At 44.2% G+C, this 13,785-nt stretch carries 19 protein-coding genes; 4 read left to right on the forward strand and 15 right to left on the reverse strand.

Annotated features, from left to right (window positions below; all coding sequences use genetic code 11):
- Window positions 1-68: 68 nt before the first annotated feature.
- The 9 genes from IQ274_RS28450 to IQ274_RS28490 are packed head-to-tail and all read right to left on the reverse strand — an operon-like array spanning window position 69 to window position 5,833.
- Entirely contained in the window at window positions 69-1,970 is a 1,902-nt protein-coding gene (locus tag IQ274_RS28450; protein ID WP_194144191.1) for a hypothetical protein, read from the reverse strand.
- Window positions 1,967-2,512 carry a hypothetical protein gene (locus tag IQ274_RS28455; protein WP_194144192.1) on the reverse strand — a complete coding sequence of 182 codons (546 nt, stop codon included), beginning with the start codon at window positions 2,510-2,512 and terminating at the stop codon, window positions 1,967-1,969. The genes IQ274_RS28450 and IQ274_RS28455 overlap by 4 nt, the downstream gene beginning before the upstream one ends.
- 23 nt (window positions 2,513-2,535) lie before the next feature.
- Window positions 2,536-3,252 carry a hypothetical protein gene (locus IQ274_RS28460; RefSeq protein WP_194144193.1) on the reverse strand — a complete coding sequence of 239 codons (717 nt, stop codon included), beginning with the start codon at window positions 3,250-3,252 and terminating at the stop codon, window positions 2,536-2,538.
- Between the two features lie 12 nt (window positions 3,253-3,264).
- Complete coding sequence (locus tag IQ274_RS28465) at window positions 3,265-3,798, reverse strand: hypothetical protein (RefSeq protein WP_228058413.1); 534 nt, start codon at window positions 3,796-3,798, stop codon at window positions 3,265-3,267.
- A gap of 2 nt (window positions 3,799-3,800) precedes the next feature.
- Window positions 3,801-3,995, reverse strand: coding sequence for a hypothetical protein (locus tag IQ274_RS28470; RefSeq protein ID WP_194144194.1), 195 nt, complete (start codon window positions 3,993-3,995; stop codon window positions 3,801-3,803).
- On the reverse strand, window positions 3,967-4,242 hold the full coding sequence (locus tag IQ274_RS28475; protein ID WP_194144195.1) for a hypothetical protein: 276 nt from the start codon (window positions 4,240-4,242) through the stop codon (window positions 3,967-3,969). Before IQ274_RS28475 ends, IQ274_RS28470 begins: the two co-directional genes overlap by 29 nt.
- A complete protein-coding gene (locus IQ274_RS28480; RefSeq protein WP_194144196.1) occupies window positions 4,239-4,484 on the reverse strand; it encodes a hypothetical protein in 246 nt (81 codons plus the stop codon). The genes IQ274_RS28475 and IQ274_RS28480 overlap by 4 nt, the downstream gene beginning before the upstream one ends.
- Window positions 4,481-4,714 (reverse strand): hypothetical protein, encoded by a 234-nt coding sequence (locus tag IQ274_RS28485; RefSeq protein WP_194144197.1) that lies wholly within the window; start codon window positions 4,712-4,714, stop codon window positions 4,481-4,483. The genes IQ274_RS28480 and IQ274_RS28485 overlap by 4 nt, the downstream gene beginning before the upstream one ends.
- A 3-nt stretch (window positions 4,715-4,717) precedes the next feature.
- Window positions 4,718-5,833, reverse strand: a complete 1,116-nt coding sequence (locus tag IQ274_RS28490; RefSeq protein WP_194144198.1) for a ParM/StbA family protein — start codon at window positions 5,831-5,833, stop codon at window positions 4,718-4,720.
- A 224-nt stretch (window positions 5,834-6,057) separates the two neighbouring features.
- Here IQ274_RS28490 and IQ274_RS28495 point away from each other — a divergent pair, with 224 nt between their 5' ends.
- Both IQ274_RS28495 and IQ274_RS28500 read left to right on the forward strand, forming a co-directional pair.
- Complete coding sequence (locus IQ274_RS28495; RefSeq protein WP_045875043.1) at window positions 6,058-6,309, forward strand: hypothetical protein; 252 nt, start codon at window positions 6,058-6,060, stop codon at window positions 6,307-6,309.
- A gap of 543 nt (window positions 6,310-6,852) precedes the next feature.
- Entirely contained in the window at window positions 6,853-9,789 is a 2,937-nt protein-coding gene (locus IQ274_RS28500; protein ID WP_322745358.1) for a plasmid replication protein, CyRepA1 family, read from the forward strand.
- Here the strand turns inward: IQ274_RS28500 and IQ274_RS28505 are convergent.
- From IQ274_RS28505 to IQ274_RS28515, 3 genes are all read right to left on the reverse strand, one after another.
- Window positions 9,752-10,021 carry a hypothetical protein gene (locus IQ274_RS28505; protein WP_194144199.1) on the reverse strand — a complete coding sequence of 90 codons (270 nt, stop codon included), beginning with the start codon at window positions 10,019-10,021 and terminating at the stop codon, window positions 9,752-9,754. The genes IQ274_RS28500 and IQ274_RS28505 overlap by 38 nt on opposite strands.
- A gap of 318 nt (window positions 10,022-10,339) precedes the next feature.
- Window positions 10,340-10,930, reverse strand: coding sequence for an S-layer family protein (locus tag IQ274_RS28510; RefSeq protein ID WP_194144200.1), 591 nt, complete (start codon window positions 10,928-10,930; stop codon window positions 10,340-10,342).
- Window positions 10,931-11,078: 148 nt separating this feature from the next.
- On the reverse strand, window positions 11,079-11,252 hold the full coding sequence (locus tag IQ274_RS28515; protein WP_194144201.1) for a hypothetical protein: 174 nt from the start codon (window positions 11,250-11,252) through the stop codon (window positions 11,079-11,081).
- A 51-nt stretch (window positions 11,253-11,303) separates the two neighbouring features.
- Here IQ274_RS28515 and IQ274_RS28520 point away from each other — a divergent pair, with 51 nt between their 5' ends.
- Window positions 11,304-11,534, forward strand: coding sequence for a hypothetical protein (locus tag IQ274_RS28520; protein ID WP_228058414.1), 231 nt, complete (start codon window positions 11,304-11,306; stop codon window positions 11,532-11,534).
- A 77-nt stretch (window positions 11,535-11,611) separates the two neighbouring features.
- On the opposite strand, the gene IQ274_RS28525 is transcribed toward IQ274_RS28520, so the two are convergent.
- Window positions 11,612-11,932 carry a hypothetical protein gene (locus IQ274_RS28525; protein WP_194144202.1) on the reverse strand — a complete coding sequence of 107 codons (321 nt, stop codon included), beginning with the start codon at window positions 11,930-11,932 and terminating at the stop codon, window positions 11,612-11,614.
- Between the two features lie 300 nt (window positions 11,933-12,232).
- On the opposite strand from IQ274_RS28525, the gene IQ274_RS28530 reads away from it, so the two are divergent.
- Window positions 12,233-12,475 carry a hypothetical protein gene (locus IQ274_RS28530; RefSeq protein ID WP_322745360.1) on the forward strand — a complete coding sequence of 81 codons (243 nt, stop codon included), beginning with the start codon at window positions 12,233-12,235 and terminating at the stop codon, window positions 12,473-12,475.
- Between the two features lie 197 nt (window positions 12,476-12,672).
- Here the strand turns inward: IQ274_RS28530 and IQ274_RS28535 are convergent, their stop codons facing one another.
- Window positions 12,673-13,173, reverse strand: coding sequence for a hypothetical protein (locus tag IQ274_RS28535; protein ID WP_194144204.1), 501 nt, complete (start codon window positions 13,171-13,173; stop codon window positions 12,673-12,675).
- Between the two features lie 379 nt (window positions 13,174-13,552).
- Window positions 13,553-13,681: a hypothetical protein gene (locus tag IQ274_RS37515; RefSeq protein ID WP_265578574.1), complete on the reverse strand. Its 129-nt coding sequence runs from the start codon at window positions 13,679-13,681 to the stop codon at window positions 13,553-13,555.
- Window positions 13,682-13,785 lie beyond the last annotated feature (104 nt).

Raw genomic sequence — 13,785 nt, forward strand, 5'->3', positions numbered from 1 at the left:
CTCTGTCTACTGTCTAGTTTCTGTCTGGTTGTCTGTCTTGTCTGTCCCTTGCTGTTTAAGGATTCTGTCTAATCCTGTCCGTTCTCTTGGTCTGTCTGAAAATCGCTGATTTCGATGGTCGAGGCATCTAGCCAGACGGCCAGACTGTTCTCAACCAACTCATTAAACAGTCGCTTTAGCTCCTCTGAACTGAACCGTTGACCCTTTACCTTAAAGTTGGGCTGTATCTCCTGTATGACTGCCGATGTTCTCCCGGTGCGTTGGAGAAATTGCAGCAGCGATTGGGCATTGGGTGTTAGTGATTGGGTAGGGCTAGACTCTGCCGGGGGCTTATCTAAATTAAATTCCAGTTGCCAGATGCGCTCGGCTGTTTGATGATCTGTTGAAAGTTGGGGAGGATTGGGGTCTACGCTTTTGGTGTTGTTAAAACCATCGCCTCTCAAAGGCTCATCAAGCCGAAAATCAATTCGCTTGTGGTCTAACTTGGGCAATTCAATATCAATCCATTGCCCATGCCCAGGTAATTTAATTGCTCCTTTACCACTAGCTTTAGCTTCTGTGGTGATTGGGTCAATAGTTGCGATTAGTTCTACTTCTAACAGTGCCGCATCTCGAAGTTTTGATAACCCTTTAGCTTTGGCTAAAATCTCCATTGTGCGGTCGTGAGCTACGAACAAAGGAATCATCAACTGTTTGCGGGATTCGGTCATGGCACAGCGAAACCACCTGCCAACAAAATCAGGGTCGGGCTTCCATTTTTCATCCTCACAATCATCTGGCATTGGCTCAACAATGTTATCTGTCCATGTCGTAAATTCTTCACAGATAACTGATAGCATCTTGCCCGATACTCTTAGGTTCTCCGTCCATTGTTCTTCAGTCATGCCGCTCTTGCGGTAATCTTCATAGCGCTGGCGCATTTCATTCATGTACCATTGCATGAATTCGGCTATTTCTTTGTAGCCGGTAATCAGCCGCACACCTCGCCATTCAACCTCAGTTCCGTGAGGGTCAAGCGCTACGATGTTCCACCCAGCTTGTACTTTCTTCCAGATAATCTCTCTGGTAGTCCAGGACTTACCTGCACCCATGCCACCAAAGATTAAAGTGGGGTAGCCGATGGTGTTGTTAATCCAGCGATATTTGTCGCCGTCTGCAATCGCTCCTGGCTCAGATCCAGTAACCTTATCGTTCGGGTCAATCGTCCCTTGCAATGTCTGACTACCTTGCAAATAGGGCGTTTTCATCTCTCGCAACTGCTTAATATACTCCGCCTTCTGTTCTTCGGTCATCCCCGCCGTTTGCGCCTCAAAGATTGCGTCAGTTGCCTCCATTTGGGTCACTTCAATTTCCGTGTGGGCGTAAATCTCGGCTTTGGTGATATCAACAGTGCGATCATTAGCGATTAGATCCAAGTCAGCTTGTAATTGGACTTCTGCGATCGCAACGTCTCGGCAACTCTCTAGTAGCTCGGAACGTGCAGCCATCTCAGCTTTTGCAGCATCCCGTTTTTGGGCGATGTCTTCAAAAACTGCTCTCTGCTTCTCTTCCGATTGGCAGTGCCGCAGCATCCACCCAGCTAGCGCAAACCCCAGGAATCCCCCAAACGCCCACAACGGCTTATATGGGTTAGTCGCTTTGACTAAGCCGTTAACTCCGGTTGCTGCATCTCTGACAACTTGGCGGGGCATTCCAGACAGTTTCCATTCTTGCCAGTAATGGGGGGTCATGCGAAACGGTCGGTTATCTTTATCCCGGCATACCAATGTTTTTGAAGGGGTTTTAATGCAGAAGTAGATCCGATCGCTGCTAGTTCCTTGCCACGCCATTGCAGCTGATCCAATACCTACAGTCAAACTCAGCCCAATTGCAACAGCTTTCTTGTCCATTGGCAGACGACCAAACCACAACATTAAACCCGATTGTTGCGACTCGGATAACTGTTTATGTTTCTCAGATAGATAGTTCATTTACCTCTTTTACCACCAAATAGAAAAAGCATTAATATCGCTAGAAATATGCCCACTCCTGCACCATCCATCCAACTTGAAGATTCAGTAGTTTTTGGCTTATAAACCGACTCAATTGAAGTATTAGCTGTTTGTGTAGAAGTTCTCGCTTCATTCCACTCACCCAACGGGTCGGAAAGCGCACATAACAACGCTAATGAAGCACTGCAACCAGTCATTAAATTAGTGACGAAATTATTGAACCCTTCACCTGTTGCAGTGGCAGTAAAATACAGGTGTGCAGTACCTACAGCTAGGAACATTCCAACGGGGTGAACTTGCAACAGATGAAAAGTAAAAATCACTGCACTGTTTAAACAACTGCCAGCGATAATTTCACAGGCATTACCAGCACGTCTAAATGTCCGACCTCTGTTATTTTCTGGCAGTGGTTGCGGTTGTGATGGTTGCTCAATTTTCTGTTGTTGTGGTGTTTGTGCCAGCCCTTCAAATGAGAAAGGGCTGACGCTATGAGGATCTTCATTTCGTTTCCTTACTAGCATCAGCCTTGCCTTTTAACTAATAGTTATCTGTCGCCCAATTTGTTCCACAAGTTACCCAACATTGCACCCCAACCGCGAACTGTTCCCGTTGCAGAAACACTTGATGCTGGTGCAGAAGTTTGGCTAGTAACTGGTATTACTTCTTGGGGTGTTTGATTTGGCTCTAGCGCTCGTGAACCATACCGCGCACGGGCCAAAAGTTGTTGGCGTTTCTCTCTTAGTCCTGTTGTGATTGCCTGCCGTTCTGCTTGCACAACTTGCTTATTTTCGATGCTGCTGATTTTATTTTCATGTCTCCACAATTCTGCTTGTAAATCGTGGTGAAGTTGGGCGGCAACTTCGGTCAGTGCGTGCTTCCGTTTTTGGTCAATTCGCAACAAGTCCGCTCTATCTTGGGCATCTATCTTGCCCATCTCTGAATCAAATTCTGAATTTAACTTGCGAATCTTAGCGATGGCAGTAGCAACGTGAGAGCCATATTGTTTACGAAGTTCGACCCAGGTAACTTGTCCTTTAGTCAGCTTCTCCATCGCCTCAAAGACAACCTTGGCATTGTCCAAGAATGGCTCTAATCGGTCACTCAACTCTTGGGCATTATTGGCGTAATCCGCAAACTGTTCGAGCTTATTGATATCGGAGAGATAGCCCAAAATATCAGACTCAAATCCTCCCCAGGATTGCGCTTTTTCATCGATATGGGAACTATGACCAACTACCGGATTACGTATTGCAAAATCCATTGCGTTATTCTCCTAATAAGGTATTAAGTCGTAGTTGATATCTTCGTCAGATTCTGGTACTTCATCCCAGTAACCCATCTCTTCAAATCGGCTATAAATTCTCGTTGCCAGTTGCCTTATGGGGTCGTCAAAATCATCAGATATTAAATCAAATCGGTTCTCGCCGAATGCCAAGATATTTGCAATGTCAGGGTCAATGCCGTTGCCCAAGAATTGACCAAATGCAGCAGAGTATGGATGGTCATCAATGGTTGAATGAGTTGCTAAGAATTCCGTTCCTGTGAAAGGTGGGTAATCTTCACTCTCGAATATTGGTGTGTCAAGTGCCTGAATATCTGCCTCAATCCTTGCTGCCCACTGTTCAGGATTTTCTGCTTTAAATTGCTCTAATCTCAAAGCGCGGTCAGTTAGAGGTGAGCGTCCCCAATCATTGGGATTTTTGTAATCGAGTGCCATGCTGCTAAAATCCTTGTAACGATGTGTACTTGATGCACTTTCGGATGAGGCGATTGCACTTACTTTGGTCGGTGGAGGCAATCGCTTCATTATCAGTTTTCACAAAACTCAACAAGTTCAAAAACCTCCCTCTGCACTTGGTTTTGGCTTAGTTCAAAGCGTCTAGCTTTCGAGTCATTGAAAATGAAAGGTGCATTGACTCTAGAGTTAGAAAGGTGGCTGTAGCGCAGTTGTTGACCACGGAATTGGTACAGGTGGTTACGTTGCAAGGCTGTCATTGAAAGCATAAGTTTGTCCCTCAACTTGGGAGTAGAATTCGATATTTAGGATGGCTTCGTGAATCTCCATCAAAGCTTGCACAGCATCCCCCATTTTTAGGTCATTCGATGTACTGAACTTTTCGGAGGCTTCGATTTGTTGATAATTTGGCGATGCTTGCACAAACCTTAGAGTCTGTTCACAACCGAGGATGATGGTCATGATTTCGGTAGTTGTTAGCGATGGTTGTGTCTTTTGGGTGTCTTGGTCGCTCATGACTTGTTTCTTCTCCTCTGGGTTTTGATTGGTGCGGTTGGTGCTTCTGGCTCACTGTTTGACACTTGTGGCTGACTCGGTTTCTGAAGTACATAGCTGATTACACCTCCACCCCCGACAGCTGCGGCGATGGTGAACATATTGTTTTTACCGAAGTACTGCACTCCGAAATAGCCAAGGGCTAACGCTGCTGCTGTTGCTCCAATGCCTAAAACCGTGTTTCTGAATGTGGTTCTGTTCATGCTGCCCCTTTGAAATTAGTGACCATTGCGCTAAGTGCCGATTTATTGGGCTGTGTAGATTGCGCTGTTTCAACTTTGGGCGATGGTTGTACATTGCCGTGTTGAAAAATCAACTTCTCTACACCTGCTGAAAGTGCTTGTGTCGGTGCATCTTGGGGTAAATCAAAAATCTTGCACAATTCAATTACTGCTAAGTAGGAAATGGTTATACGCCGAGATTCGTAATTCATTGATTAGGCTCCCAAAGATATTTGAGTTAATAACTTCAACCCCAAGGCATTGATGAATTGGGGATTATTCAAAATCACAAAGCCTAAACCGGCTAAGTTTTGATCCACTACTGGCAGCGAAACACCCCCACCCCAGGCGACAAGGTATTTAGCGCGGTCTAGATAATTGCCAGCAGTCACAAAGTTGGCGAATTTCTCAATCCTGGTACTCCACCATTCATCTAGACACTGGCTGTACTCTGTTTCAAACTTCTTACCTGTGAGGTGGTTGCCTCCATAAGTGAAAGTGCCTTCAATAATCCCTTGGTTCACCAAGCTGGGCGAGTGCTTCACGTCCTTGGACAGCAGACTTACTCGGTCGTTTCGCTTGTCTAGTGCCTCTGCAATCATCGAATGCAGTTCACCCGCTCCACCTTCAATCAGGTGACGGTCAATCACTGCACCACTGCCGTTAAAGACAGTTACAAGCCAAGTGGATGAACCGATATCGAGAGCGATCGCTAATTCTGAGGGGTCTAGTACCAGGGATGCTTCACCGAATAAGCAGTGGGCAATGCTTCCGAATCCTTCGGGGTAAATGCCAGTAACAACAATCTCAACTGTCTTGGTGACAATGGAACGAGTTACAGGGTGCAGATGTTCAAAGGTGTGAGTCCCTTCGACTCGGCGTTTAATCTCCTCTCCCCAGCGTTCCGGGTTATGGTTGCTCAAACTAATTTCTAGCTTGACCCCATCGGGAATATTGAGAACTGCTAAGTCTGCAAGAATGCTTTCTAGTGCCAGTTCTGCTTTTTTCGCTTTATCTTCGTGGAGCAGGGTGTGGTCACTTTGAGCTAGAGCAGCACTGCCCCAAAAGAATTGAATGTCTTTTAAGTCCAGGCGTGAACCTTCTACATAACGCAGCCAGCAGCCATCTTTTGAGATGGTTTCGTGGTGCATGATGTTGCGGTTGCGAACAAGTGAGTATGCGGCAGGCATCATGATCGAAAAATCACCGATGATTGCCTTCCCATACCCTGCTCCTGAGTCTTTTCCGGCGATAAGGTCAGTTAGCCCGGATTTGGCTAACAAGTCTGCCTGAACTAGCCAATTTTTGGCATTGGAATATACGGTTGTCATGGTTCCGATGATTGGTAAAAGTCTTGATTTTTCTGGCTTTGGAGAATTTAGAGGCTAAATCGCTTTAAATCCACATATCCAGTAGGGGGCAAGCCCAAGCATCACTTTCTGGCTTCTGTTGCCTTTGTTGGGTGGCGTTTTTTGGCTTGATGATGATATTATAGACTAACGTTCACCCGTTATAACGGGTGAACGAAAAAATGTTTTAAAAATATCGTGGGAGAATGGTAGAGCAAACTATTGAGACTGATGATTTGGGCAGGAGAGAAAACCCTGATTATTCTCGTGTTACAGGACTGGTCAAGAGAGACTTAGCCCGAAGGCTTCGTGTTTTTGTTGCATCTACAGAAACTACTATTTCAGAAGTGGTAGAAAAGGCATTGCAAAAATATCTTGATGAAATAGAGGGCGGAAGGACTAACTCAGAAGGAAGCAAGCCTGAAGAGAAAACCAAGAAAACTAAGGGCAATATATGACTGAAACTCCAGAAGATTACCACCCCAACGTACAACCACCAACAAGCAGACTTGTTAAGTAACGTTACGGATAATTCGTATTGAAGTTGGATGTCAAGCGTTCGATTGTTCTGTAAGATCAGGCAAGTACTGAAATGAAGCGTACAACGGAGGTAAATATACAACAGTATCAAAAGATAAATGGACAAAAGCGCCACTACTAGGTAGTGACGCTTTATCCGAGATTTAGACTCATATTCTATTTACTGGAGCAGGAGAGGGGATCTCAAACAAACCAAAGCAGTGGAAGAAAAGTTGGCACTAGAAACCACTGATTGGAAATGAGATTTAGTCCGTGCTGCCTTCACACTATTATATCGATAGCTGTGGCAACTTTGATGTGCTTCTGTTGGCAGATTTTGGCTAAAAAAGTCATCAAATCTTTGTTTTCAAAGCCAAAATTGGGCAAAATTCGAGTAATACAGCGATTTATGTAGATATAAGGTATGGCAGCGCGATAACCCCTCCAAATACTGAAAAACAACGTATTTGAGGGAAAAAGCTGTGAAAAATAGTAACTGTGGACTTAAAAAAATTGAAGTTACACAGAGGTACGAGATCATATCCCGTCCCTCTGACATAGAAGCGCACCATTGGAATGAATGGTTAGCCAGTGCTGTTGACCCTGGAATTATTGCGCTAAACGTGATTTCCGTATCGGGCACTGCCGCCTACGATTACCTGTTCTATGGTCAAAACGTCCCCCGCCGTAACGATGGACGACTCAGAGACGGGGTACTCAAGAAGTATCGCCACATCGAAGGACTGAACTGGTGGTGCAGTGGCGTTGACCCCCTCAACGATTATAGCCCCATGATGTGGGGCGGCATGAAACCCGACCACCCCAGGCGCGACCTGAACAAAGTTCTTAAATTCATCAAGTATGAACATCCCCTAAGAGTGCCAACACGGGCATTCTTCCTGGCAGTACCAGATCACATCTGGGAGAGTGTGGCCGCACGATATGACTTGACCATTAGCGATGAAGATAGGGCATTAGGCTTCTGGCATTGGGTATGGAAGTACAACATCTCAGTTGTGATTTGTGAGGGTGCTAAAAAAGCAGGGGCATTGCTTACTTTAGGCTATGCAGCGATCGCCCTTCCTGGGATAAACAGTGGCTACCGCAATCCCAAAGATGAATTTGGACAGCCCACAGGTAATTTACACCTAATTCCAGAGTTGCAACACTTCGCTACCCTTGGACGTAAATTCATCATCTGCTTTGACCACGACACCAAGCCAGAAACAGTTCAACGGGTGAATATTGCCATTAGCCAAACCGCGAAACTGTTAACGAAGTGTGGCTGTCAAGTCCTAGTGACACAGTGGAGTTACCCTGAAAAAGGCATTGATGACTTAATTGCCGCTAGGGGGCCAGCTGTTACTGATGAAATTATCTCACTAGCACTGACAAAAGAAAAATGGCAGGTCAAAGAGTACAGCCGACTCTCAATTGAGGCGGCACTCGTTCTCAATCAGCGTTACCTGGGAGCATTGACCATCCCGGAAACCGCTAAACTGATTTTACTCAAATCCGTTAAAGGTTCTGGTAAAACCGAGTCATTTGCCGCGATCGTTGCTGAGGCGATCGCTAACGGTCAACCCGTTATCCTCTTATCGCACAGGGTACAGTTAGCCCAAGCGATCGCGGATCGGGTAGGCATCCCCTACATTACCGAAGTCAGAAACAGCGAAACCGGGATTTTACTTGGTTTTGCGCTGTGTGTAGACAGTTTACACCCCAACGGTCAAGCCAGATTTAACGCCCTTTACTGGAAAGAACCCCTAGTAATCATTGACGAATCCGAGCAGGTGATCTGGCATTTGCTCTCTGCCAACACTGAAGTTAAGAAGCATCGAGTGGAAGTCCTCAACCAACTTTCCCAGTTATTCAAAAATGCCTTCGCCCCTGGACGGGGTAAAGTTATCCTGGCTGATGCTGACTTATCTGATTTATCACCAGAAATGGTTATGGGTCTAGCAGAAACCAACGTTACCCCTTGGGTGGTGGTCAACAACTGGAAGGGTCAACCCTGGAACATCTACCACTACAAACAAACTACCCCGGTTAATTGGTTAGCTGCTCTGGAAGCCCACATCAAAACCGGGGGTAAGCCCTTTATTGCCGTTGATTGCCAAAAAGCTAAATCCAAATGGGGAACCAAAGTCTTAGAAGCGAGGTTCAAGAAACAATTTCCCGATCGCAAAATCCTTCGTATTGACTCCGAAACGATTGCCGACCCGCAACACGAAGCTTACAACTGCATCTCAAGATTAAACAAAGTGCTGCTGGAATATGACATTGTGCTGGCCTCCCCATCCATCGGCACAGGGGTCAGCATTGACATTTGGGGGCATTTTACCAGTGTTTGGGGATGCTTCCGGGGAGTAGCACCAGAAAATGCCACTCGCCAAGCCTTAGCCCGTGTCCGAGAGGCGATACCGCGTCATCTTTGGGTAGCCAGTCATGGCTTAGGAAAGATTGGCAATGGAGCAATTAACCTCAAATCCCTGTTAGCCTGTGAGCATAAACGCTTTCAAGCTAACTTGAAGCTGCTACAAAATGCTTCATTGATCATTGACGGCGATGAAATCAACATTAACCGCACTGCCTTAAACGTTTTTGGCAAAATGGCCTGTCGCATCAATGCGGGTATGATTCATTACCGCGACACTGTGCTAGAGGAATTAGGCAACGAAGGCCATAACATTGTCGATGTCCATGACAACAAAATTCGCAAAAAGTTAAACAACGAAATCACCGCCCAAACAAATGAAGTTTACAACAGTGAATGTCAGGATATAACTGCTGCCGATACAACTGCGATGACTGCTGCCAAATATTCGGCGCTACAACAGCAACGGGCTAAAACCACAACTGAACGCCACATTGAGCGCAAATATAAGCTAGAACAGCGTTACGGTGTGGATGTTACCTCGGAACTCGTCAAAAAAGACGATCAAGGTTATTACCCACAACTGAGACTGCATTTTTACCTGACCTTGGGCAGAGCAAAAGTTGCTGACCGCGATCGCAAACTGGGTGAAAAGATGCTTGCCTGCAAGAGCGCATGGCTACCAGACTTTAACGGTGGTCAACTGGGTTTGGTAATTCATGCCTTGGAACTGTTCAACATCCCCAATTTCATCGCCGATGACCGGGAATTCCGGGGAACTGATGCCGACCTAGTACAGATGGCTAACAATGCCCTGTCTGTGAAGTGGCAAGTCAAAACAGTGTTGGGAATTACCCTCAATGACAATGACAGCCCCATCGTTATCTTAAGGCGATTGCTGAAGAAGATAGGGCTGAAACTCAAATACATCTGTCGAGATGGCACGGGCGATCGCCAGCGAGTTTATCGTGTGGTTGACGCTGACGATGGACGTGATGAAATCTTCAAAAACTGGCTGGCATTAGATACAGCCCAGGCTTAACCACAATTCCTAACTGCAAATCCATCAAAATACTGTGCCAGTTGTAGCCGGAATCTACAGCCCTAGTTGCCTCATGCAATAGTAGCGATTTTCGCAAGAGTGACTTGCGCTTGTTTTGCTTAATAATGTGATAGTTAGGACTACATTCGTCCCAAAATGCCTGTTTTTCGTTCCGTCCACTAACGGTAATTAAATAGATATACAGGTTTACTGGACAAGTAATACAGTCCAATGGTCATAATCCCTCAAACCCCCAATATTTTATGTACGCTGTTGTGGTTTGATGGCACGGCTAACCCAGGCATCAACAACGTGCTTGAGAGCGTCAAACACCAAGAACACCGATTCATTAATAAAACACAAGACTGATAAACCCTGTTTTAACCTCTTTTACAACCAAATCTTCCTTGTTGCAACCCAACAAAACCTGGTGTTTTCGTCATGATTCCGAATACGGAATCGGTGTTCTAGTAAATACATAAAAATTACTGCTTTCCCAACTATTAATATTTTTCTTGACTTCTAGTAACTAAAGCAGGAAGAAGCATCTTTATCTTTGTTTAGGGTTAAGACAAGTTACAGGGGTGAATAAGGGACTATGGAGTTTGACAGTTGGTGTTTGAGCGACCAGAAACACATTGCGATTGGCATCCACTACCAACCCCTGGGCTTCCACAATTTGAGTAGGGGGATTGACAGGATTGACCTTTTGTAAAAAATTCTTTCCAGTGTTTGTTTGCAACTCTGCCCTTTTGTTATGAGTATCGTCAGCCCGATTTTCATCCTTTGTCTCAAGCGTTATCCAATTAATTATTATCGCATCACCAATTAACGGTTCGGTGGGACTGGGCGGTATTCCGCCACGCCCTGTCATGATGAGTAAAGGTAAACTAGAACACCCCTGATTGAGTACGAACCACGCTGTTCTATTCACAAACTTCCAAGGATTGTCAAATTGTAATGACGGATTAACTCTAAATATATTAGGTTTATTGATTTCTCTTCTGAAGCTAGAATTGGTACGAGCTTTCGCGTCTTCTAAATTAACTTCTTGAGCAAGGATAGAGATAGGCGTCAACGTACTACTCATCAAAATCGCTAACCCGAAAAACCAGCACCAGCAACCATTGATCTTGGACATTGTATTCTTCCATCCGAAGCTCTAGTTCCTGAACAATAGTTATTTTGTACCAATTTGCACAACGCAAGCACAATTGTCCACTCTGAAAATAGGCGATTGAGCCAATTTTGAGTCAAAATTTGCACTAATATACACAGATTCAGCTATTTTACTGTGCAGAATTAAGGCTCAAAAAGAAGTCTAATCCTGTAATATTTTGTAGTGTGTGTACTCCATGCCCCTCGGCAGCTACAGAAATCCAAACTCCTCTCTTCACGTTGCCAAAATCTTCCAAGCTGGGGGACAATTTACCAAGCTGTGAGCGACTTTTTGCAATGCTCAAAAAATATTACTCCTGCTATTAGATAGTCTTTATAGCGATAGTAATAAAAATTTGACAGACCTGAGCGATGAGGAAAGGTGGTTTGCGCGTGAATACTTCCCCATGCTGATTACTGAATCGGAGTCATCACCCGATGATGCCATTGAGTATATAGCTGAAGTTGCCACAAGGGTTACTAATACTGAGAACCGGCGGATTTTGCACAGCTGCACCCCTTCTGTTAGGGCTGGCTTGCTGATGATTATTTTGCGTTGCTTACCCACTGAGATTTACTCAGATTAATCCATATTGACATCCTCTCCCGCTACATCCGTCAGGATTAGCGGGAGAGGATGTCAAATTTAGGACTACCTTAAATTTTAGCTATCTGGAGATCTGAATTCAGCAATTCCACGAAGAAATATACTATTATCTTCTTCAGCAAAACTTAATGAACCGCTTGCTGGTTGTACTACTGGGTTAAAACCATTTTTTGTAGAATTAAACAAAACGTAGTCCTCAGTATAGGTACCACTGGCTCCAGGTGCTAAAGTTCTTCTTGTTGGTACTGATGACGCACTAAAAGGGAAAAAGGTTCTTGTACCTCTGGTATCATTTGTAATTTCAAAGCCACCACTAACTAGAGAAGCTTCGTGAGAAGTTAATTCACAAATCATGGTTTCAATTAATTGCAATGACATTATTTTTTACCTCACTTACGTATTTAGGTAATTACTTACCTAAATACCTAACTGTAAACACTGTTTATCAAAAATTCATAAGTCAAAGGACATAACCCATGTTCTACCTTTTGGCTATCACGGGGTAAAAGTAGCAAGTGTTTAGGGCTTGCTCAAACGCCTCCATGTTTGCTGATTTGCGAGAAATATTTCCTCGTCAAGCACGACAATTTGCCAGCATTAAAGTTTGTGATACTCAGAAAGAAAAAATCACTCATTGATTGCAGCAGTTTCACACAGTATCCGAATATAGATTTTCAAGTGGCTGATATTTTGAAGTGGGAGTTTCCAACAGAACAATTTAATGTAATTGTCTCTATAGTAATTGTTCATCACTTACCATTGCTTCTGTTACTGCCTAATTTGAAAGCTGCTCTCAAACCAGGTGGCCAGCTTTTGATTTTGGACTTAGTAAAGTATGAAAATATACTTAATAGACTGAGTGATTTCATTGCTGTTCCCCTTAGCTGGATATTTAAACGTTCAGGAACTGAACAGTTATAGTGTCTCCACAGTTGCGGGTTATTAGAGCCGCAATCATAAGTTACAACGTTAATATCATTGGCTAAGTACATATCTAAAAGAAATCTGGCCACAATACTTTTCCCAGTGCCTCCCTTTTCGCTGGTATACATCACTATTCTTTTATTGACTGCTGCTTTTATATGAGGATTAGTCGCTTTATCCATGATTCAACCAGCTTATAAATCTTCATCTCGATAAATTTGAGGTACAAAGCCTGACCTGTTTGGTTGGCTAGTTGACTCTGGTTTATTATTTTGTTCTTCTACTGCTGGCTGTTGATTTTTTCTTCTACGCTGACCATTATTTTCAGATGGTTTACCAGCTTCACCACTAGCTTTAACTGCTCCTTGCCTTTCAGCAGCAGGCTCTAATGACTGATTATTTTCTTCTGACTCAGTTTTCTTTCGCTGACGGCTGCTTTTCTTCAACTCCCCTATTAAATACTTAATTCTGCTGCCACTCAAATGAATACCTAACCCTTTCAGCATTTCTGACACTTCATCATAAGTGTAGCCATATTTATCAGAGGTCAGTTTTTCAATATATCTCCTCATCTTCCGAACTGCGTCTCTGTCCGATACATCTTCTCGCTCTTTTGGCTTTTGCTCCTTCAGCAGATTGATGGCTTTATCAATCTTGCCCTTCGTAATCACTTCTGAATTCTGATGCTCACTCATGGTTATCTCGTGAATACCGATTAACTGATAATTATCGGCTATTTGAAAAAATCTGATTCAAAATCCTCAAAAAAATTGACTATTGCGGCTACGCCGAATCAACTTTTCGTATTACGGCTACGCCTTATAGTTTTTAGTGTGGCAGCTTCGCTGGTATTCTTATTCAAGCTAATGCTAAAAAATCTGACTATTACAGCTACGCTGAATAAGAGAACTTTACTTAAAACAGCTTCGCTGAATTATCTTTTCATATTACAGCTACGCTGAACTATTATTTTGTGTGCCAGCTTCGCTGAATCAGAGAATTTTCATATAGCGGCTACGCCGTTTTATCTCCTTTATTGTGGCTACGCAAAACCAGAATTTACCGACTGCTTGATTATCTCAAATTCCGGCTGTGCCGTTGATATATCTCTCTTAAAGTTGTAGGATGGTCAGCATCACGGCTACGCCGTTGTACTCCCACCTTCAGCCCCCCTGCTGTGTCCTCCGTACTTACGTAGCACATGACACATACCTCGCCCCCAAAATGGGCTTGAAGCCAGCCATGCCTCAAAGCTTACGCTTTGTCTCGCTGCGCTCGAACAGCAGACTGGTTCAAGTGGGGAAACC

Source organism: Nostoc sp. LEGE 12447 (assembly GCF_015206985.1).
Lineage (GTDB): Bacteria > Cyanobacteriota > Cyanobacteriia > Cyanobacteriales > Nostocaceae > Nostoc.

Coding starts and splice junctions, on each gene's coding strand:
- IQ274_RS28450 (WP_194144191.1), bottom strand. CDS start 1,970: ATGAACTATCTATCTGAGAAACATAAACAGTTATCCGAGTCGCAACAA.
- IQ274_RS28455 (WP_194144192.1), bottom strand. CDS start 2,512: ATGCTAGTAAGGAAACGAAATGAAGATCCTCATAGCGTCAGCCCTTTC.
- IQ274_RS28460 (WP_194144193.1), bottom strand. CDS start 3,252: ATGGATTTTGCAATACGTAATCCGGTAGTTGGTCATAGTTCCCATATC.
- IQ274_RS28465 (WP_228058413.1), bottom strand. CDS start 3,798: ATGAAGCGATTGCCTCCACCGACCAAAGTAAGTGCAATCGCCTCATCC.
- IQ274_RS28470 (WP_194144194.1), bottom strand. CDS start 3,995: ATGCTTTCAATGACAGCCTTGCAACGTAACCACCTGTACCAATTCCGT.
- IQ274_RS28475 (WP_194144195.1), bottom strand. CDS start 4,242: ATGAGCGACCAAGACACCCAAAAGACACAACCATCGCTAACAACTACC.
- IQ274_RS28480 (WP_194144196.1), bottom strand. CDS start 4,484: ATGAACAGAACCACATTCAGAAACACGGTTTTAGGCATTGGAGCAACA.
- IQ274_RS28485 (WP_194144197.1), bottom strand. CDS start 4,714: ATGAATTACGAATCTCGGCGTATAACCATTTCCTACTTAGCAGTAATT.
- IQ274_RS28490 (WP_194144198.1), bottom strand. CDS start 5,833: ATGACAACCGTATATTCCAATGCCAAAAATTGGCTAGTTCAGGCAGAC.
- IQ274_RS28495 (WP_045875043.1), top strand. CDS start 6,058: ATGGTAGAGCAAACTATTGAGACTGATGATTTGGGCAGGAGAGAAAAC.
- IQ274_RS28510 (WP_194144200.1), bottom strand. CDS start 10,930: ATGTCCAAGATCAATGGTTGCTGGTGCTGGTTTTTCGGGTTAGCGATT.
- IQ274_RS28525 (WP_194144202.1), bottom strand. CDS start 11,932: ATGTCATTGCAATTAATTGAAACCATGATTTGTGAATTAACTTCTCAC.
- IQ274_RS28535 (WP_194144204.1), bottom strand. CDS start 13,173: ATGAGTGAGCATCAGAATTCAGAAGTGATTACGAAGGGCAAGATTGAT.
- IQ274_RS37515 (WP_265578574.1), bottom strand. CDS start 13,681: ATGTGCTACGTAAGTACGGAGGACACAGCAGGGGGGCTGAAGGTGGGA.